Here is a 19,473-nt window from a genome sequence, read left to right on the forward strand (position 1 = left end):
ATGATGGATAAGACGGCAAGCGGATGGATGAACGGTTTCCTCGGGATGCTGATTTTCAGTGGTTCATTGCCCGCGACACGCGTCGCGGTCGCGGCCTTCGACCCGGTCTTCCTCACGGTTGCGCGTGCTGGAATTGCGGGCTTGTTGGGTCTTGCGCTCTTACTGGTGTTCCGGCAAAAGCGGCCCGAACGAGGTGATCTGATTTCACTCGCGGTGGTGGCGTTCGGTGTCGTCGTCGGCTTTCCGCTGCTCACTGCCCTTGCGCTCAAGCACATCACCGCCGCTCATTCGGTTGTCTTTGTTGCGTTGCTGCCGCTTTCGACGGCGATCTTCGGCGTGCTGCGTGGAGGTGAACGCCCCCGTCCTGCGTTCTGGCTGTTTTCTGGCTTCGGTGCCTTGCTTGTAGCGGGTTTTGCGCTGGTTCGAGGAACGGGGGCATCACCCGTAGGCGATCTGCTGATGTTCGCGGCTATCATCGTCTGCGGGCTCGGTTATGCAGAAGGCGGCAGGCTTTCGCGCAAGCTTGGCGGCTGGCAGGTGATCTCGTGGGCGCTCGTGTTGTCGCTGCCTGTCATGGCGCCGCTGGCACTGGCCACCATGCCTTCGACGTGGGCCGACGTGGGTCAATCGGCATGGATGGGACTTGCCTACGTGTCCTTGTTCAGCATGTTGATTGGCTTCGTGTTCTGGTATCGAGGCTTGGCTCAGGGTGGTATTGCGGCGGTGGGGCAGTTGCAATTACTGCAGCCGTTCTTCGGGCTCGTGCTTGCCGCGACGTTGTTGCATGAGCCGGTCGGCTGGCCGATGGTGGCCGTTGCAACGGCGGTGGTGCTGTGTGTGGTCGGCGCCAAGCGGTTCGCGCGACCGTCGAATGCCGTGTTATCGCGTTAGTGTATTCCCGGCGGTATTCCCGGCGGCCGCAATGAGCGCGGCTCGGCGCTGGTTGAGCCTGGGCAAGCTCATCACGACCGCCCGGAAACCTTCTTTTTATTTACCCGCGGCGATCCATCCTTATCCGATGCCGCTATTGAACGTCGACGACTATTTTTCCCTTGTTGCTTCCCGCTGCAATAGCCTGGTAAGCGAGGTCGGCGCTAGCCAGATCGAAACCGCGTGGGTCTACTCTGGGCACGAGCTTTCCCGCTTCGACGAGTTGCGTCGCTACCTGCAGGATTTCTCCATGATGCTCACGGTGTTTGCCGGTTAGCAGCGGTGCGAGCGTGAATACGCCCGAGTACGTTGCTTCGCGGAATGACAGCGGTGCGAGGGCGTGGGTGCCCCAGCCGAGCGCGCTCACAACATGCCCGAATTGCTTGACCGCCGAAAAGGACGCGTCCAGCGTTGCCCCGCCAACCGTATCGGCCACCAGGTCAAAACCTTCTCCGCCCGTGTATTGCTGAACGTATTGCTCCACCGAGTATTCACGATAGTCGATAGCAGTCGCGCCATAGCTCCCCATGAGTTCGGCATCACCGTTGCTCACCGTTGCAAAAACGCGCGCGCCCAATGCTTGCGCGAGTTGCACCGATACATGCCCGACACCACCCGCTCCGCCTTGTACAAGCACTGTTTGCCCCGCTTTCACCTGCGCCCTGTCCACGATCCCCTGATAAGAAGCGATGAAGCTGAGCGGCAGGGCTGCGGCTTCTTTCATCGACAGGTTGGAAGGCTTCAACGCGATCAGCCGCGCATCGACTGCTGCACACTGAGCGAGCGAGCCCTGGATGCCGCCAACACCGCCAGTCATTCCGTACACCTCATCACCCACCTTGAACTGAGTGATGCCCGGCCCAACTGCTTCGACCACGCCCGCCATATCGATACCCAGCACCAGAGGCAGTGGATGCCTGGCATGTGCTGCGCTGCCGGCGCGAATCTTGGTGTCCAGCGGATTCAGGCCGCTCGCCTTAATACGGACCAGCACCTGGCCGGCTTGCACGCTCGGTTGAGGAGTCTGCGTCAGTTCAAGCGGGCCGTTATAGCGGTTCAGAACCAGCGCTTGCATGTTCATGGTGTTTCTCCCGGGAAATCGAGCGAATTTGCTTGATTCATCTTCGTCCATGCGGGAAATTACGACAATCGACGTTATTGCACGGCGACCAAACGTTTATGCATGAGGAAAAATGGACTGGGGCGATGTTCGGATTTTCCTGGCGATTGCCCGCACGGGTTCGCTTGGCGCGGCCGCTAAGCGGACCGGTCAAACACAACCGACAATGGGGCGGCGGCTGCGAGCGCTCGAATCGGCAGTCGGCCAAACCCTGTTTCAACGCACCACGGACGGTTTTGTCCTGACAGATGAAGGCGCAGCCGTTCTAATGCACGCGGAGCGTATGGAGGAGGACGCACTCGCCTTCGAGCGCTCTTTGGCCGGCAAGGAGCAGCATCTTACTGGCGTGCTGCGGGTGTCATCATCGGACTGGTTTGGCATTCACGTCCTGACGCCGCTCTTCGCTGAATTCCTTGAGGCCAATCCGCGCGTGAGCATCGAACTAGTGACCGATTCCCGCCAATTCAATCTTGCAAGGCGTGACGCGGACCTGCTGTTTCGCATCACGCAGTTCGACGAGGCCGACGTGATTCAGCGTAAGTTCATGCACATGGACTATGCGCTTTACTCTCCGGTCGACATGGTTCCTCCACAGCTGGGCGACGGTGAGGGGTATAACCTCGTCACTATGGACAGCGCATTTGGAACGCTGCCCGATGTCGATTGGGTAAGACGCGTTTTGCCGAAAGCGCACGTGGCGTTTGGCAGTAACAACCGCGGCGCGCAAGCCAGGATGTGTGCGGAGGGTGGCGGACTGGCGGTCCTCCCCTGCGCGCTCGGCGACAATACGACCGGCATACACCGCATTGATCTGGGAGAGACGCCGCCCGGCCGCGACGTTTGGTTCGGCTATCATCGCGACCTGCGCCGGCTTGGAAGGCTGCGGGCGCTGCTTGACCTGGTTATCGATCGATTGGCGACTGCGTGAATCCTGTAGTCCCTTCGATTTAACTCCTCCACCGTCTGCTTTCAATAAGCTTCCGGCGAAACGCTGGTCAATGCGCAACGGAAAACGCGAATAGAACCAGAATATTGCCGTGCGCGTATCGCTCCAGCAATACGTTGCACTCGGCAGCCTGAAAGATCGCACGCTTGCAAATACGCGTTTTTTAATGAGCCGGAATTCCGGTGACCGAATTGTTTCACCCGCTTCGGAGTCTGACCCTGCGTGTAAGATATCGTTAATATCAATGCCTGGATCTGTTGGGCTAGGCGTGGTATTTGTGTCCTATTGACCTGCAACGCGGCTGTTTCCGATGCGACCCGTCGTGATGCGCGTACACTAGTAACTGTTTCAGCGAATAGGCCCGTGAGGGAACCATCCCTGCGTGCAGGCAGCCCCTCCTTAATCGCCGGCTGGTAAAGCATGTTGCCGTTCGCGGCGTCACCGCTACGAAGACTCCGACGAAGTTCGCAGGCCGGAATGCCGCTAATCAGGCAGACGTGGTCTGTTCGCCGATCGGACAGGCTGACTGAGACCTTGCGGCGCGCAAGCCATTAAAAAGCGAACACTCTGCGCCGACCTTCGTTGATCAATACGCAGTTGAACATCCATACAACTTCAAAGAACGACTTTTTATAATGCAAACGGAAATGCCCACCCTTAAAGAACTGCTCGCGCAACGCGAAGCACTTCAAGATCAATTGAACGTCGCTCGACAGCGCCAGGCCGAAGTCGTCCTCGCTGAAATAGTCGCAAAGATGGGCGAATATAAGATATCGCTTGCCGAACTGATGGGACACACCACTCAAGTCAAGGCGGTTGCAGCGGTGGCCGCGACAACGGGCGCACCAAAATATCGTGACGTAGTGAGCGGTGCGACCTGGACGGGACGTGGCCGGGCTCCTCACTGGATCGTCGACAAGAACCGTGACGAGTTCCTGGTAATTGCCTGAACCGGTATCGTTGCGTGGGGCATCGACGCATCGGCGGTGCGCCATGCGATTACGCAAAGCGGGCAAGCCTCGCTCGCGGCATTCCAAAAAATCCCGACGTCCGGGTGAAAAGCTTGAGCGACACGTAAGGCCCCACTGAAGACGAATTGACGCCTTCGCCCGATGTCGATAAGCGGGCGGGTCGGGCGTCGCGCGTTCTGATCGACGAAGCACTTCCTCCATTCCCGTATTGACGCACTACGCGAGATGCGAGCTATACTCAAGCAGTTGCATATGCATCTGATTTGGCGTCAACGACGTTTTTCCCGGTGCTATGAGGGTGGTTACTTGCGCTGGTGCAACGGCTTGTGATTATTCGCCGCTAATCGATTCTGGAATGTCATGTTCACGGACTGCTACTGCACACAATTCCGTCGCTCAGCGAACGCTTTGACGAGCGTCTACGACGACGCGCTCCGGCCCATCGGATTAAAAATCACGCAGTTCTCGCTTCTGCGCGCGCTCGAGCGGCTTGGATCGGCGACCTTCACAGAAATCGCGGTGGAAGCGGCGCTGGATAAGACCACCATCTCGAGAAACCTCAAAGTCCTGATCGATGCCGGCTGGGTCAAGGTCGGCAGCGAAGAAGACGCCCGCTTCAAGGTCGCCACTTTGAGCAAGGAGGGTTTGAAAATGCTGCGGCGTGCGGAGCCTCACTGGCAGGTCGCCCAGAAGCAGGTTGAAAGCGAAGTTCAAAGGTTCATGAAGGGGCCAGCTAGCAAGCGCCTGTTGGAGGCGCTCGAAACGCTTCAAGGTGTGGGGCGAGAAGAGTGACATTTGTGCGGATTTCGGTTGACGGTTCGTCGCATCGATTGCCGGGTAAACACGCGTATCTGGTCGGCCACGCAAACAATAAGATGTAGCTACAACTATCTGATCACATTCTTATTCGTTGGATTAGTTGTAGCTACAACTGTACGCTATCGATGCCTATCTTCTGCATAATGGTTGTATGTACAACAGATAGCTGAAATAGCGAAAGCGTAGTTTCCTTATTCAAGGAGGGTCTATATGCCTACCTATATTGTTTCTGCTGCGACTGGCCGCCTTTCTGCCGATGCCAAGCAACGCATCGCGAAAGAGATCACCCGGATTCACAATCAGGCGACCGGTGCGCAGTCTTTCTTCGCTCAGGTGATTTTCAACGAAGTGCCTCAAGGCAATCACTTCGTGGGTGGAAGTCCGCTTCGCTCGGAGCAGATTTTCGTGCACGGACATATTCGCGCCGGTCGCAGCGCAGAGCGCAAGCGTGAGTTGCTTGAGGGCATTGTCGACGCGATTTCGAAAACCACCGAAGTTGCCAAGCGATACGTCTGGGCCTATATATCGGAGCTGCCCCCGGCACAGATGATCGAATATGGCCACGTTCTACCGGAACCCGGTTCTGAACACACCTGGCTCTCATCGCTGTCCGCTGAAGACCGCGACTATATGCAAAGCATCTGAAAGACGATTGATGCTCGCGGCGCCACTTCCATGCCAAAGACGATGATCGGGCGACGTTCAACGCGAACATTGTTCGATCGCCTGGACAAGCGAATCCTGCAGCGCCGGATCCTGGAAAAAAGCGTCGAGACTGCGGTGTTCATCGTTGGCGAACGCCTCAAGACAACGTGCATTGTTTGCACGGCCGCTTGAAAGAGAGCAGGCAAGCGCGACCAGCAACGCTGCTAATCCAAGGATTGCTATTACAGCGCTGGCGGCGCGTACCGGCGACCACCGCCACCCGATGCGCTCGTCAACTACGGCCATTTGACGCAACTCGTTATCCATTTGCTTGTCTCCATGATGATTAGCAAGACAACTATCGGCTTTAAAAAAACGCGCTTGACTTATACGAGTGCCTTCCTCACGCCGTGCATGGACGTGACGGCCGACTCGAATAACTCGGGGCCGATCTTTGCTCGCAAGATCCGAGCAATTTTGGCGCTCGCATTGTTGATTGGCCGATCGAGCGCCAGACCGGCTGGAGTTGCATGAACCGTCCACTGACGACCATCTTCCCTGGCTTGGCGCCGTTCGACCAATTGCTTTTCGCAGAGACTGTCGATAAGCCTGGTTGCGGTGGGGCGCGCTATGCCAAGGATTTCGGCCACCTGACTGCTGAGGCAGCCGGGCGTTGCAAGCACGACCCGAAGCACAAATCCCTGTGGCGGCGTCAGTCCGAATTCTGCGTACGCAGTTGTCCACTCTCGCTCCACGAGACGGGCGAGGGCAGCCGAGTTGAAGTAAAGGCAGTGATCGAACATGGACGCATTAAATCACAAAGTAGTTAGCAAGGCAATTAATTTTTGACTGGTTGTCCCGATGGATTGCCGCCCCGGAAACCTTTTGCGTTCCCGGTGAACAGCAGGGAAGTCCCGCTTCACACTTGGCGATGCGCATTGCTGCGTTGTTCGGTCGCTCGCCTACCCGCTATCTCAGCGTGTAGTGGATGCAAATGACTGCGAGCGGACTGCGAGCGGCTAAGCGCGCCTGTTGCATGGGCAAGCCGGGCGGTGGGGCAATGGACGGAATTCCATGGCGTGTGCAACTTGAACGCGCTGGCGGGCTACGGCGAGGATCTTTTCACGTCGCATACTTTCTGTGACATAGACGCATTTCCATCGATACCTATTAGCAAATCGGGATTTGTTGGTTTGTGATGGTTTCGCGTACCGTTACTCTCCTCAGCTATTGCAGCCGATTCACTGCTAACTGGTCGATAATGTCGACCCCGCGCTTAAGCGGCCGAATAAGTGGCTGATATGCGGCGAAGAAATTGCTTCCTTTAAAACCAACTGAGATCACATCCCCATGGGAATCGCAAAATCAATCAAGGCATGGGGCGCCGCCGCGCTCGTTCTGACCATGTCCACGGCTTCCACCGCTTATGCAGCGGACTCGGTCACGGTGGCATCGAAGATCGACACTGAGGGCAATCTGCTTGGGAACATCATTGCGCAGGTGCTGAAGTCGCATGGAATCGCGGTCTCCGACAAGATTGGCCTCGGGACCACGCCGATCGTGCGCAAGGCCATCACGACAGGTGAAATTGACATCTATCCGGAATACACCGGCAACGCCGCGTTCTTCTTCAACAAGGCTGATGACCCGCTCTGGAAAAATGCGGCCAAAGGCTATGAGGAAGCCGCCAAGCTCGATTACGCGGCCAACAAGATCGTCTGGCTGACGCCCGCCCCGGCTAACAACACCTGGGCCGTAGGCCTGCTGGGAACCGTTGCGAAGGCCAACAAGATCAAGACCTTCGAAGACTTTGGCAAGTGGGTGTCGGCAGGCGGTCAGGTCAAGCTCGCGGCATCGGCTGAGTTCGTCAATACCGCTGCCGCGCTGCCGTCGTTCGAAAAGACCTATGCGTTCAAGCTGAAACCTGAGCAACTTCTCGTGCTCTCGGGCGGTGATACATCGGCGACGATCAAGGCGGCCGCCGAGCAAACCGACAAGGTCAACGCTGCCATGGTCTACGGCACGGACGGCGGCATAGCGGCCGCGGGCCTGGTCGTGCTGGAGGACAACAAGGACGTGCAACCCGTCTACGCGCCCACGCCGCTGATTCGCGAAAGCGTGTTGAAAGCACACCCGGAAATTGCCGGTTATCTGAAGCCGGTATTTGCCAGCCTTGATCTGAAGACCCTGCAGACGTTGAACAGCCGCATTCAGGTCAACGGCGAGCCGGCCGCAACGGTAGCGGCGAGCTATCTGAAATCGAAGGGTTTCGTTAAATGATTGCCGGGACAGGGGCTGACACACAGGTCCAGGAGACACGGGCTGTGCCCGTTACCGCACACGGTGCAGGCGGCTTGCGTATCGACAAGGTCGGTGCGCTGATTGCAGCGCTGGCTTTGCTCGCGCTGGTGTTCGAACCGTTCGTGACCTTTCGTGCGAACCGGATCGTGTCGGGCAAAGGTCTCGGGTTGACCGACATCTTCACAGCCGGGCAGGCGTGGGCGTTTCTTGCGGTACTCGCCACAGGAGTGTTATTCGCGTTGCTGCGTAGCCGCCCGGCACTTCGGTTCGTGGTCGGCGTTGTCCTGCTCCTGACGCTCTGTTTGTTACTCGGCCTTGTGCCCGCGCATCTCGTCACTGCCGATAACCCGTTGGCGCGGGTGTCGCCCGCCGGTGGTTTCTGGATCTTGTTCTTCGCGTTCTCGGTGCTGGTCACTGACGCTATCGCCAAGCTCTCGTTCGGACCGGTGCAACATCTCCTTGCGCTTGCACTGGCTGCGGCCGCTATTGCCGCCATTCTGAGCAGCGGACTGTGGAGCGGGCTGTCGGTCATGCTGGAGTATGCGAATCACGCCGATACCTTCTGGCTCGAAGCGGCCCGCCATATCGAACTTGTCACGGGCTCGGTTGCGGCGGCAGTCCTGGTCGGCGTGCCGCTTGGCGTTGCGTGTGCAAAGTGGTCGGCGCTGCGTGCCGTCGCGTTACCGGTGCTGAACATTGTCCAGACTATCCCGAGTATCGCGATGTACGGTTTGATGATGGTTCCGCTAGGACTTCTTGCCGCCCGATTCCCGCTGCTCGATGCGCTTGGCATTCGCGGTATCGGCGTCGCGCCTGCGGGAATTGCGTTGTTCCTCTATTCGCTGCTGCCGGTCGCGGCGAGCGTTGTGGTGGGGTTTGCGCAGCTTGCGCGCGAGAGTGTTGAAGCGGCTGTGGCGATGGGCATGACCCCGCGCCAGCGGCTCTTTGCGATTGAACTGCCGCTTGCGTTGCCTGTCATCCTGACGGGTGTGCGGATCGTGCTGGTCCAGAACATCGGGCTGGCGACGGTGGCCGCGCTGATCGGCGGAGGCGGATTCGGTACCTTCGTATTCCAGGGCCTCGGGCAAGCGGCGACAGATCTCGTGCTGCTCGGTGCCGTGCCAACCATCGCGCTCGGTCTCGCCGCTGCAATCGTGTTCAACGCCGTGACCGAACTCGCTAAAAGACGCCACTAAGGACGCCACGCATGATCGAAATCGAAAAAATCAGCCGGCGTTTCGGCGATATCGTCGCTGTCGACGACGTCTCGCTCACCATCGAACGCGGCACCATCACCGCGTTTGTCGGCACGTCGGGCAGTGGCAAGTCCACGCTCCTGCGCATGATCAACCGCCTGATCGCGCCCACGAGCGGCACGATCCGCATAGACGGGAGCGACACCGCAACCGTGCCGGCCGAGGCATTGCGGCGCGGCATTGGTTATGTGATCCAGGGTAACGGCTTGTTTCCGCATTGGACGGTGGCCCGCAACATCGCGACGGTTCCGCGCTTGCTGGGATGGAGCGCGGCCAGGATCGACCAGCGCGTGCGCGAGTTGCTGACACTCTTCAATCTCGACGCCAATGCGTACCTCCACAAATATCCTCATCAGCTTTCCGGTGGACAGCAGCAGCGTGTGGGTGTGGCGCGGGCGCTGGCGGCGGAGCCTGCAATCTTGCTGATGGACGAGCCGTTCGGCGCACTCGATCCCATCATTCGCGCCAAGGCGCAGGAAGACTTGCTCGCGCTTCAGCGGCGACTGGGGATCACGGTCGTGATCGTTACGCACGATATGGAAGAGGCGTTGCATCTGGGCGACCGCATTGTGGTGATGGACGGTGGCCGGGTGCTTCAGGCGGCTACGCCCGCCGAGATCTTGCAGCGGCCCGCGCCGGGGTTTGTCGAGCGATTGGTCGCAGGCGTCGACCGGCCGTTCCGGCTGCTGTCGCTGATTCCTGTTAGTGAAATCGCTGAGACTGGCGCCGCCGAGGGTAGCCCCATTGCCGGCACGCAGAGCCTTCGCGATGCCCTGTCCGAGCTGCTTTGGCGTGGCGCGCAGAGCTTGCCGGTCGCATCGGCGGACGGTGCGGTGCAGAGCCGTATTTCGCTCGCATCGATCCTGGCGCGAGCCGAGAGGTCCGCATGAAATCGGCCGCCTGGATAGCGCGTATCGTTGCGCTTGCCGTGCTGCTCTTGCTGCTGTTCAAGCCGCAGGTGTTCCAGCCAATTCTTGCGCCGCTCGCTGAAAACGGCGCGCCGGCCCTCTATGACCGGGCGAGCCTGCTGGACCTCACGCTTGCGCATCTCGCGATCGTGGCGGGCGCCAGTCTGGTGGGTGCGGTGATCGCATTGCTTGCCGGGATTTTCGTCACGCGCGAGGCGGGCGCGGAATTCCTGCCGCTCGCGCGCAGCGTGGTGAATATCGGGCAGACGTTTCCCCCGGTGGTCGTGCTGGCCCTTGCGGTGCCCGTGGTCGGGTTTGGTGTGAAGCCGACCCTGGTCGCGCTGATTCTGTACGGTCTCCTACCGATCTTCGAGAGCACCATCACGGGTCTGAAGGAGATTCCGTCCGCGACTATCGATGCGGCGCGAGGCATGGGCATGAGCGCGACGCGGCAGTTGCTTGCTGTCGAACTGCCGCTTGCGCTGCCGGTGATTCTCGCGGGCCTGCGCCTTTCCGTGGTGATCAACCTGGGGACAGCAACTATCGGGTCGACCGTGGCGGCGAAGGGGCTGGGCGATGTCATCATTGCCGGCTTGCAGACCTCGAATACGGCGTTTATCCTGCAAGGCGGCGTTATTGTTGGATTGCTCGCCGTTCTGATCTATGACGCAATGGGCATCGCCGGGCGGTTGGCCTCAAGGCATGTGGTGGACGGGGCCGTGCAATGAGGCTCCTTACCTAAACGCCAGGCAAAAAAAGCCGACCGGTTCAGGTCGGCCTTCATCGTGCGGATTTTCCAGTTACTTCTTGAATTTATCGCGCACGGCGTCGGCTGCCTCACCGACCTTCGACTGGACCTTCCCCGCGACCTTTTCGGCTGCGCCTTCAGCCTGCGTCGTCTTGTTGCCTGTGACCTTGCCGATCGCTTCCTTGACGGAGCCTGTCACTTGCTTGGCTGCACCTTCAACCCGATTCTTATCCATGACGTTTTCCTTTAGAGAACTTGCGTTATCAACGTGCTAGACGTACGTCGAGCGATGATTTACTTCGACTACCTTCAACCCGACGAACGCTTTCATTGTGCCCATTCAGTTCAATTGCTGACAGTCGCAAATGCATCAGTCCGCCTGGTGCATTTGAAGTGCCGCCGCGCCGTAGATGACGGGCAAAACATACAGAACCTTCCAAGCGCCGGAGTCAGTGAGCACAATCCGTTCCCGGTACCGGCAATACGTGGCGCTTAGTCCGCGGTTTTGCGCAACTTCTTCTGCGGCGCTTTGGACGGCGTCAGTCCGAAATGCCCGCGCGACTGCGCCCACACAATCGCCTCGCTGCGGCTGTGCACATCGAGCTTCGCGTAGATGGTGGAGACATGGTTGCGTACGGTATTCGGCGCCAGCCCCAGATCCTTTGCAATCTCCTTGTCCGCGAGGCCGCGGCACAAGCACGCGAAAACATCGCGTTCCCGCGCGGTCAGATCCGCAAGATGAGCGCCCGCGTCGGGTGCATTGGCGCGCCGTACGTTCACCAGTTTTTCAATCAACGTCTGGCTGAACCACGACGCATCCTGCATCACCGTCTCGACCGCGCTCACCAACTCCATCTCGGAGCGTTTGCGCTCGGTAATATCCTGCAAGGCCACCAGCACGCAATCCTGGCCGTGAATACCCACCACTTCCGCCGACACCAGGCAATCGAGCACTTCGCCGGTCTGCATCCGAATCTGGAACTCGACGTTGCGAAGGCTGCCGGACTCGATCAACAACGCGCTGATTCGCTTGCGTGCATCGCCAACCCACAGGCCCGCCTCATCGATAGGCTTGCCCATCAGTTCCTCCTGCGAGTAACCCGTGGTGGCAGTGAACGCGTCGTTCAGGTCGAGCGTGAGGTAACTATCGGCGGTGAATAGCGCAGTTGGCACAGGCGTCATGCGAAACGACTTCTCGAAGCGCTCTTCGCTTTGGCGCAGTGCGTTCTCAGCCTTCTTGCGCGGCTCCAGGTCCATGAAGGTGAACAGCATGCAGCCTTCTTCGCCGATATCGATAGGCTGCCCCGCCACCACCACGAACTTCGTGCCGCCCTCGGGCAGGCGCAGCACGGCCTCCATTTGAGGGATGGTTGCACCCTCGCCCAGACGCTCGATGGCAAGGTCGCGCCGGTCCGCATTCTCGAAGACATCGAGCTCATACACCGAGCGGCCGATCACGTTCTCGCGGACATAACCGGTCATCTCGAGGAAACCCTGATTGACCTTGATGTAGCGCTGATCGCTCAGCCGGCAGATCACGGCCGGCGCCGGATTGGCATTGAAAGTCTTCTCGAAGCGCTTCTCGGCGCTGGCCCATTCGCTGGCGTCGTGAAGGATCAGCGCCAGACAGTCCGGTTCGTCTTGCGCATTGGTCAGCACCAGGCTGCGCACACGATGCACCCAGTTCGTCTCTTCGTCGTGAGCGGGATAAACCTCCACGATCACGTCGCTGAAACATTCGCCCGCGACCACTCGCTCGATCGGGTAGGTGCCCGCCTGAAGCGGGTGATTGTTCCGGTAACGCAGGCGAAAGCGCTCGCGGTATTCGGTCACGTTTGCGCCAAGTTCCGCCACTTCCGTGACGCCGTGCATATCGAGGGCGGCCTGATTGGCCCAGAGAATGGTCTGGTCCGGTTCGATCAGGATCACGCCCTCGGTCAGGCCCGTGATGATCTGCTGCAACTGGCGGCGGTCGGTCTGGGCACGGAGCACCTTGTCGTCGGCGATCTCGGTCGGGTCGGTTTGCGAGCGTGTAGGTGAATCGTCCTGCAATGCGGCGTGGTTCGTTACGGTCATTTTTTTGGTTCGCGCGCGTGAGCGCACGCGTAGGAAGCTTGCACGAACGAAGAATCGCCTGAATCCGTCCGGCGTGCCAGTAGCTAATGCACTAGGTGCAATGGTGCAACTGCATCATGTGTTGCGCCATGCGCGCTCCTAGACTTCCATCAAGCCGGTCCGCCTGCGGTCCGCAGCTTTTGTTCAACCATCGAAACATCGGAAATACTGGAGCGACATGAATACCCCTTATCCAAGCAATCGAAGCAGCGACATCGATCGCGCCGAGCACGTGGAACGCGTGAGCTTTCGTCTTCCCTGGAGCATCTCGTGGGGCGCCGTGATAGCCGGCTTTTTCCTCGCGCTCGTCGTTTATCTCTTTCTAACCGTGCTTGGCACGGCGATCGGCGCCTCGGCTGTCGATCCCATCGGTGACAAGAATCCGTTGTCCGGCGCGGGAACCGGCGTTGGCATATGGCTCGCGGTGACGACGTTGATCTCCATTTTCGTGGGTGCATTTGTCAGCGGTCGCACGGCTCCCCGCCAAGGCGTTTTGCACGGCTTGCTGACGTGGTCGGTCGTGACGGTCGCAACCACCTGGTTGCTCGCTTCGTTCGCGTCCAGCGTGACGGGCGCTGCCGCTAACGTGGTGGGCGGCGGTTTGTCGATGGTCGGCCGCGGGGTAGCTGCCGCCGCGCCTGATCTTGCGTCGGGGGTGAAGGGCCAGCTTCAGCAAAGCGGCATCGACTTCAACTGGACCAGCTTGCAGGATCAATTGAACGGCCTGCTGCGTGATTCGGGCAAGACCGCTTTGCAGCCCTCGCAACTGAAAGCGACGGCGCAAAGCGCTGCCAGCGACGCGACTCAAACGGCACAACAAGCGGGCACGACGCCGCAAAACGGCAGCGACGATCTCTCGCAATGGTTTGCGCGCGTCAAGGCAAAGGCTCAGCCCGCGCTCGATTCAGCGGACAAGGATGCGCTGGTGAACATCGTGGCGGCGCGTACCGGAAAGTCGCACGAACAAGCGCAGTCGATCGTCGATAACTACGCGCAAACCTATGACGCAGCGCTCGCGAAGTATCAGCAACTGAAAACGCAGGCGGAGCAGCAGGCGCGTGAGGCGGCGGCATCCGCGGCGCGAGGGGTATCGAAGGCGGCGTGGGGATCGGTCTTGATTCTCTTGGTCGGCGCGGTGGTTGCGAGTGTGGCGGGATGGTTGGGCTTGCGCTCACGGCCGGCGGTGCTTTAAGCGGGCTTGAAATGCGTGGTCGTCGACCCCATTGATTAGCGTGGCGCACAGATGAAGCATTTGCATCCCATGTGTCATGCGCGTTAAGCCCTATTGCCGAAGCGCCGATGCATGGCGCTAACGGTGAGCTTACAAAGTTGCCTGGCCAAGAGAACCCGGGCGTCCCTTAATGACCTTAGGAACATTAAGGATCGCCCTGATAAACAATGAGGTATTCAATGAAAATGCAATTTGCAATGCTGGCCGTCGCGCTTTCAGCAGCGAGCTTCGCCGCTCAGGTTCAGGCTGCAGGATGCATGAAGGGCGCTGTCGTGGGCGGCGTGGCTGGGCACTATGTCGGCAAAGGCCATGCAGTGCTTGGCGCAGCCGGGGGGTGCATCGCGGGTCACCATATGGCGAGCGAGAAAGCCAAGGAAGACGCGTTGGCACGCCAGCACGCTCAGCAAGCGGCTGCCCGTCCATCGGGCACTTAAGCACCGCCAAGGCACGCAAGGGCATGCATCAAAGGCTAAGCGTCGTTACGCTTGCTCCACCCGAAAGCGAGAATGGTACTTAGCGGCGTTGAACTGCACACCGAAGCGCAGAGTTGTCCAGGCATAGGCAAGTCAAAGACATACCAGGACTCGCCCCTGGACGCGCTAGCCAAAGCTGGGGCGGGCTCGCTTGGCGCAAGGGCCGAATGATCGATAGCCGAGCGATGTCCGGCGGCACTAAGCAAACTGTTGTCGCGCGCTCGTTGCTTGCTAAAGAGCAAACTATCCGATGGCGGTGAGATCTGGCTCGATACGCGGCTTGGCGGCGATGGTTCGTCATCGGATGCCATCTTGTACGAAGGCAGCGACGTTCCCAAACCCAGATGACTGGCGCTGATGCCAAGCATGATCCAGACACCGGCATACGCTATATCGGCGCATAAAATGGCGTCCCCTGTGGCGTCTTGCGCGAACATCCGACCCTTGGCGTCGTCACGCAGATCAACCGCATCGGGCTCGCATCCGAGCATCCGGGCCACAGCCAGGCGCAACACCGCGCGGCTCGATATATACCGGTACCGTAGCGCAGGGCTCGGCAACAAGGCCGCGCGCCGAGTTTCATCCTGAGTCAGCCACTGCGCCGAATCGTGTGCACTCACGCGTTGCCATTGACTGCGGAACCGGAACACAAGGATCTCGCCCGGTGCCGGCGTGCACGGCTTGAGCGAAAGCGTTTCGTTCATGCGAAGCGGCAGGAATTGCGGCTGCGTTTCGTAGACAGGAGGCTGGATCGTCGCATCGAGGGTATCGATAAAATCCCGCCGAGATCTTTGCGTCGATGTCTGCTCGAACGGAAATGGCGTTGATGTCGCCGTTCCTTTCGCACTAATTCTGTCGGCCACCGCTCAGGCGCAGGCTTCGAGCCATTCGGTCACGTAGCGTCCGCTTGCGGGGCGCTCCACCGCGCGCACGCCGTCGGGCGGCGTGCCGACAAACAAGAATCCAAGCAAACGATCACGCTCGGTCAACCCAAGCGCGCGATGCATGTGCGGCTCGTAACTATCCGGTCCGGTCGCCCAGAAACCACCAAAACCGAGCGCATGAATCGCGTTCAGCATGTTCATGGCCGCCGCCCCAACGCACAGCACCTGCTCGAGCTCCGGGACCTTCGTCTCGCGTGTCAGCGACACCACAAGCGCTATCACAACGGGCGCCGCGAGCGCGCGGCGCCCACGATGCTCATGCGCCGAACGCGGCTCTCCGGGAGCCCGGGCGCAGGAGAGATCGACCAGCAATTCGCCGAGTTTCAGCCGCGCGTCGCCGCGAATCAGTACAAAGCGCCACGGCCGCAACGCGCCGTGGTCGGGGGCGCGCAAGGCGGCATCGAAAATCTGTTGAAGCTGGGAATCGTCGGGCGCGGGTTCGGCTAGCGGCCAGTGCGACTGGCGTGTCATCAGCACGTTCAGGGCGTCGGCATTGACGCCGGGATTCATCGTTTCCATGGAGTGGTCCAGGCTTTCTCAAGGCATCCATGATCGCGAAAAACTCGCCGTATTGCAAATGATTCTCAATAACTTGATTTTGTCAGGGTAGATGCCTATGCTTCGGTCCTGTTCATAATTTTTGAGATTTTCCGTCGATGACCCCCGCGCCGATCCCGATTCCGACAGCCGGGCGCTGGCCCGCTGACGTCGAGTTATGGCGTGTGGAGTTGAGCGTGGACGCCGATACGGCGGGCGCAGGCCGCTACCTTGCCGCAAGCGAGATCGAGCGGATGACACGCTACGCGCAGCATGCGGACCGGGTGCGTTTCGCCGTTGCCCGCTCGGTCCTGCGGGGGATTCTCGGCGCGCATCTCGGCTGCGATCCGGCGCAACTGCAGTTCGAGGTGGGCAAATACGGGCGGCCGTCGCTGGTTGCGCATCCCGGGTTGTCGTTCAACGTATCGCACTCGGGCGAGCGCGTTTTGATCGCTTTGTCAGCGCTCAGAACGGTGGGTGTGGATATCGAGTCGATTGATCCGGCTCTCGACTGGCGCGCGTTGCTCGACCTGGTCTGCGCGCCCGAAGAGGCGCGGCGGATCGGGACCGTGCGAGCGTTTTATCGCTGCTGGACTGCGAAAGAGGCGCTGTTGAAAGCGACTGGCGCGGGCATTGGCGAGGGGCTGAAATCAATCGATGTGACCTGCGCGCAAGCCCCGACGGCGTTGCGTTTCGCTTTCCTGAATGAGTTGGACGGCTATCTGGGCGCGCTGGCATTCGGCATCTGAGCCTGTTGCCCCAGCGCTGACAAGCGATCTTTGCATCAAATGAATTAAACTGTAATAATAGTCATTCTCATTCGCATTAAGGAGCTTTCGATGAGCTGGGGCGACGAAAACACGACCTACAACGTTGTGATGAACCACGAGGAACAGTATTCAATTTGGCCGGACTACAAGGCGCTCCCCGCAGGATGGACTGCTGTGGGCAAGACCGGCAAGAAGGACGAATGCCTCGCGTATATCGACGCAGTGTGGACCGATATGCGCCCGCTCAGCCTGCGTCAGGCGATGGCAGCCGATGCAGCAGCGAATGCGGCGGCCGATGCTAGCGCCAAAGCGGGCTGAGACAGGTCGCGGATGAACGTCACGCTGATCTGTCTGCCGTTCGCCGGCGCAAGCGCGGCGGTTTATCGGGAGTGGGGCGCGTTGCTGCCATCGTGGATACGCGTTCACGCCCTCGACCTTCCCGGCCACGGTGCGAAACGCGCGCAGCCTGCGCTGTATCGCTGGCCGGACGTGGCGGACGCACTGGGACGCGCAGCCTTGCGGGCGATCGACGGACCTTTCGCTATCTTCGGCTACAGCATGGGCGCGCTGACCGGTCTCGAACTGGCGCACTGGTTGCATCGCACCCATGGCCTCATGCCCGTGTGGTTTGGTGCGGCAGCGTGCGCGGCGCCGGCCTGCCGGACGCTCGACGCAACCTGGCTCGATTGCACCGACGAAGCGATGATCGATGAACTGAGGCGTCTTCGCGCAACGCCCGAAGAACTGCTCGGCGATCGTGGATTCCTCGATCTTGCGCTGCCCGTGCTACGCGCCGACTTCCATCTGTGCGCGACATACGTTCGTACCGGCAACGCAGTGCGTGTTTCGCTCGCCTGTCCTTTGCTGGCGCTCGGCGGTCGAGACGATACGTTGTCCGAACAACCGGAGAACCTGTCGGCGTGGATGCACGAGACGTCGGGGCGTTTCACTCAGCGAGTGTTCGACGGCGGCCATTTTTTCATCGATACGGCGCGCGCCGAACTGATCGATGCGGTCGTGGCTTCGCTGGCGGCAGCTTTAACGCCCGTCCCGGAACACACCGCCGTCGCGCATCCGCTTCCTCATGCCGGCATCGCACACTTGCGCGCCGTTGCCACTGGTGCCCCAAGCGCAGTTTCCCGCACTGCGTCCACTGATTCCGCCGGCGCGGCCGGTCCAAGGAGTTTCCATTCATGACGTTTTCTTATCCTGCGCTGTTCGACTTCGAGCCCTTTGCCGGACGAAGCGAAGCGTTCGTGGCGCTGATCAGGCAGTTCGCGGCCGCGCATCCGTTTCGCAGTGCCACCGTCGATGAATTACTGCTCGACGACGACTATCATCGCCGGCCGTTGCGTCCGGAAGATTTCGAATTCCTCAAGTTCATGAAGCCAGTGCGCGCCGACAATGTCAGCCGGCTTCCGTCGCTGGCGTCGAACCGCACGCTGCTGTCGATCTACGAGCTGGAGGCTGCACGCATGCCGCGCAGCGGCGAAGCGGCGGACTGGCAGCGTTTCACCGAGTTTTATCGTGACGACGTCAGGACGCTGGGTGCACAACTCACGCCGTTCCTCGAAGCGTATGCGTTCACGTACCTGAGTAATGCGTCGCCGGCAGGGGAAAGCGTGGCGGCTGCGAGCGCGCGGCTTGCACGCATCATCGACGATGAAAGCACGTTCTGGGATACAACGTTTGCGCGCCTGATGCGCAATGACTATCTGGAAGAGGGCTTGCGCTTCATCATGGTCCAGCGTTGGGCGCTCGCGCCGTCGAAGCGGCGCGCGGTGGCGCGGGCGGCGGCGAATGGTTACTTCGACGCGTTGCCGCAGGACGCGTGGCCGACGCTCGAAGGCGACCTCCCCGACGACGCCTTGCTGCAACGTGTGGCCGCTACTTGCGGCGTGACACGCCAGCAGCATGCGTACTGGCAGTTCTATCTGCCGACGAGCATGGCGAAAACCAATCTGCTGTATGCGCTCGCCCGGCGTCCGGATCGCGCATTTGCGCTGACTGGCGCGGTGTTCGCGGCCGAGGCCGAGTGGCTGGCTTTCGGTCTTGCACTCGAGCGCGCGTGCGCCTGGCTGCAGCCCGCGGGCCGGCGCCCCGGCGAAGCCGGGGCGCGCAAGGCTGCATTGGTCGCGCGTTTCGCCACCGCGCTGCAAACCGTGGCGGATCGCTATGGCGATGCCGCGTTCGAGCAATGCGTGTCGGGTGCGGCAGCGGGTGAGCGTCTGGCGGAACGCGGCCGTTGGGATCTGGGCGAGCAATTGCAATGGCTTGGTGCGATCCCTCAATACTGTGAGTTCGCGCGCCGCATCAGCAAGCGGATAGATGTCGAGTGCCCTGACATTGACCGCGAGACGTTTATCGAGCCGCATGAAATGTGTTCGACGACGCATGTGCATAACGACCATCGGCTTGTCACGATTCAGGAAGGCGACATGCTGTTCTGGGGCAACGTCGGCATGCAGCTCAAGATGCATCAAGGCGACATGGTCCTGATTCCTGACGGTCGCCTGCATGGCTCGACGGTGGTATCGGGTGAGTGCACGTACCACCAGCCGATCATCCCGGACGACTGGGTGCGGGCACTGGTCGCCGAGCTGGACGCGAAGGCGCCAGCGGCACACTAGCCGCGCTGGCCAGCATCAAGCGGAGTGCGTTGCGCTTCGCTGTCCAGGCGCCTCTCTCGAAGGCGCCGGTTCTCCCCACGAAAAACACGGATATGGCAAGTGCCCATGACAGGGCCGGTACCGGCTCGC

22 protein-coding genes are annotated in these 19,473 nt (G+C 60.2%); 15 read left to right on the forward strand and 7 right to left on the reverse strand.

Annotated elements, in window-relative coordinates:
* Positions 1-3: 3 nt before the first annotated feature.
* Complete coding sequence (locus BSU04_RS18310) at positions 4-891, forward strand: DMT family transporter (RefSeq protein ID WP_089161933.1); 888 nt, start codon at positions 4-6, stop codon at positions 889-891.
* Positions 892-1,024: 133 nt separating this feature from the next.
* On the opposite strand, the gene BSU04_RS18315 is transcribed toward BSU04_RS18310, so the two are convergent.
* Positions 1,025-2,011: a zinc-dependent alcohol dehydrogenase family protein gene (locus BSU04_RS18315; RefSeq protein WP_089161934.1), complete on the reverse strand. Its 987-nt coding sequence runs from the start codon at positions 2,009-2,011 to the stop codon at positions 1,025-1,027.
* A gap of 112 nt (positions 2,012-2,123) precedes the next feature.
* On the opposite strand from BSU04_RS18315, the gene BSU04_RS18320 reads away from it, so the two are divergent.
* The 4 genes from BSU04_RS18320 to BSU04_RS18335 all read left to right on the forward strand — a co-directional run bounded on the left by BSU04_RS18320 (position 2,124) and on the right by BSU04_RS18335 (position 5,431).
* Positions 2,124-2,978 (forward strand): LysR family transcriptional regulator, encoded by an 855-nt coding sequence (locus BSU04_RS18320; protein ID WP_089161935.1) that lies wholly within the window; start codon positions 2,124-2,126, stop codon positions 2,976-2,978.
* A 665-nt stretch (positions 2,979-3,643) separates the two neighbouring features.
* Positions 3,644-3,946, forward strand: a complete 303-nt coding sequence (locus BSU04_RS18325; RefSeq protein ID WP_089162003.1) for an H-NS histone family protein — start codon at positions 3,644-3,646, stop codon at positions 3,944-3,946.
* A 381-nt stretch (positions 3,947-4,327) separates the two neighbouring features.
* On the forward strand, positions 4,328-4,759 hold the full coding sequence (locus tag BSU04_RS18330) for a MarR family winged helix-turn-helix transcriptional regulator (protein ID WP_089161936.1): 432 nt from the start codon (positions 4,328-4,330) through the stop codon (positions 4,757-4,759).
* A gap of 237 nt (positions 4,760-4,996) precedes the next feature.
* Positions 4,997-5,431, forward strand: a complete 435-nt coding sequence (locus BSU04_RS18335; RefSeq protein ID WP_089161937.1) for a tautomerase family protein — start codon at positions 4,997-4,999, stop codon at positions 5,429-5,431.
* Positions 5,432-5,488: 57 nt separating this feature from the next.
* Here the strand turns inward: BSU04_RS18335 and BSU04_RS18340 are convergent, their stop codons facing one another.
* Together BSU04_RS18340 and BSU04_RS18345 are read right to left on the reverse strand one after the other, a co-directional pair.
* Positions 5,489-5,758, reverse strand: coding sequence for a hypothetical protein (locus BSU04_RS18340; protein WP_089161938.1), 270 nt, complete (start codon positions 5,756-5,758; stop codon positions 5,489-5,491).
* 59 nt (positions 5,759-5,817) lie between these two features.
* Positions 5,818-6,234 carry a MarR family winged helix-turn-helix transcriptional regulator gene (locus BSU04_RS18345; RefSeq protein ID WP_089161939.1) on the reverse strand — a complete coding sequence of 139 codons (417 nt, stop codon included), beginning with the start codon at positions 6,232-6,234 and terminating at the stop codon, positions 5,818-5,820.
* Between the two features lie 601 nt (positions 6,235-6,835).
* Here BSU04_RS18345 and osmF point away from each other — a divergent pair.
* Genes osmF through BSU04_RS18365 form a run of 4 tightly spaced genes read left to right on the forward strand, consistent with a single transcriptional unit; the run spans position 6,836 to position 10,624 of the window.
* Entirely contained in the window at positions 6,836-7,711 is an 876-nt protein-coding gene (osmF, locus tag BSU04_RS18350) for a glycine betaine ABC transporter substrate-binding protein OsmF (RefSeq protein ID WP_256983009.1), read from the forward strand.
* On the forward strand, positions 7,708-8,928 hold the full coding sequence (locus BSU04_RS18355) for an ABC transporter permease (protein ID WP_089161941.1): 1,221 nt from the start codon (positions 7,708-7,710) through the stop codon (positions 8,926-8,928). Before osmF ends, BSU04_RS18355 begins: the two co-directional genes overlap by 4 nt.
* 11 nt (positions 8,929-8,939) lie before the next feature.
* The gene (locus BSU04_RS18360) at positions 8,940-9,878 is read left to right on the forward strand and encodes an ABC transporter ATP-binding protein (protein WP_089161942.1); all 939 of its coding nucleotides are present in this window, start codon (positions 8,940-8,942) and stop codon (positions 9,876-9,878) included.
* Complete coding sequence (locus tag BSU04_RS18365) at positions 9,875-10,624, forward strand: ABC transporter permease (RefSeq protein WP_089161943.1); 750 nt, start codon at positions 9,875-9,877, stop codon at positions 10,622-10,624. The genes BSU04_RS18360 and BSU04_RS18365 overlap by 4 nt, the downstream gene beginning before the upstream one ends.
* Before the next feature lie 72 nt (positions 10,625-10,696).
* Here BSU04_RS18365 and BSU04_RS18370 read toward each other — a convergent pair whose 3' ends face one another.
* Entirely contained in the window at positions 10,697-10,879 is a 183-nt protein-coding gene (locus BSU04_RS18370; protein WP_089161944.1) for a CsbD family protein, read from the reverse strand.
* Between the two features lie 257 nt (positions 10,880-11,136).
* Positions 11,137-12,720: a helix-turn-helix transcriptional regulator gene (locus BSU04_RS18375; RefSeq protein WP_089161945.1), complete on the reverse strand. Its 1,584-nt coding sequence runs from the start codon at positions 12,718-12,720 to the stop codon at positions 11,137-11,139.
* A 217-nt stretch (positions 12,721-12,937) separates the two neighbouring features.
* Between BSU04_RS18375 and BSU04_RS18380 the strand changes: the two genes are divergently transcribed.
* Together BSU04_RS18380 and BSU04_RS18385 are read left to right on the forward strand one after the other, a co-directional pair.
* Positions 12,938-13,951 (forward strand): YrzE family protein, encoded by a 1,014-nt coding sequence (locus BSU04_RS18380; RefSeq protein WP_256982988.1) that lies wholly within the window; start codon positions 12,938-12,940, stop codon positions 13,949-13,951.
* A 218-nt stretch (positions 13,952-14,169) separates the two neighbouring features.
* Complete coding sequence (locus BSU04_RS18385) at positions 14,170-14,424, forward strand: hypothetical protein (protein WP_089161946.1); 255 nt, start codon at positions 14,170-14,172, stop codon at positions 14,422-14,424.
* Between the two features lie 35 nt (positions 14,425-14,459).
* On the opposite strand, the gene BSU04_RS18390 is transcribed toward BSU04_RS18385, so the two are convergent.
* Positions 14,460-15,326 (reverse strand): hypothetical protein, encoded by an 867-nt coding sequence (locus BSU04_RS18390; RefSeq protein WP_089161947.1) that lies wholly within the window; start codon positions 15,324-15,326, stop codon positions 14,460-14,462.
* Between the two features lie 3 nt (positions 15,327-15,329).
* A complete protein-coding gene (locus tag BSU04_RS18395) occupies positions 15,330-15,926 on the reverse strand; it encodes a nitroreductase family protein (RefSeq protein WP_089161948.1) in 597 nt (198 codons plus the stop codon).
* Between the two features lie 137 nt (positions 15,927-16,063).
* On the opposite strand from BSU04_RS18395, the gene BSU04_RS18400 reads away from it, so the two are divergent.
* The 4 genes from BSU04_RS18400 (at position 16,064) to BSU04_RS18415 (ending at position 19,344) form a co-directional block, all read left to right on the forward strand.
* A complete protein-coding gene (locus BSU04_RS18400; protein WP_089161949.1) occupies positions 16,064-16,693 on the forward strand; it encodes a 4'-phosphopantetheinyl transferase family protein in 630 nt (209 codons plus the stop codon).
* Positions 16,694-16,783: 90 nt separating this feature from the next.
* Complete coding sequence (locus BSU04_RS18405) at positions 16,784-17,032, forward strand: MbtH family protein (protein ID WP_089161950.1); 249 nt, start codon at positions 16,784-16,786, stop codon at positions 17,030-17,032.
* Positions 17,033-17,044: 12 nt separating this feature from the next.
* Positions 17,045-17,911 (forward strand): thioesterase II family protein, encoded by an 867-nt coding sequence (locus BSU04_RS18410; protein ID WP_089161951.1) that lies wholly within the window; start codon positions 17,045-17,047, stop codon positions 17,909-17,911.
* Positions 17,908-19,344, forward strand: a complete 1,437-nt coding sequence (locus BSU04_RS18415; RefSeq protein WP_089161952.1) for a peptide synthetase — start codon at positions 17,908-17,910, stop codon at positions 19,342-19,344. Before BSU04_RS18410 ends, BSU04_RS18415 begins: the two co-directional genes overlap by 4 nt.
* Positions 19,345-19,473: the final 129 nt, after the last annotated feature.

This window comes from Caballeronia sordidicola, assembly GCF_002220365.1.
Taxonomy (GTDB): Bacteria; Pseudomonadota; Gammaproteobacteria; order Burkholderiales; family Burkholderiaceae; genus Caballeronia; species Caballeronia sordidicola_C.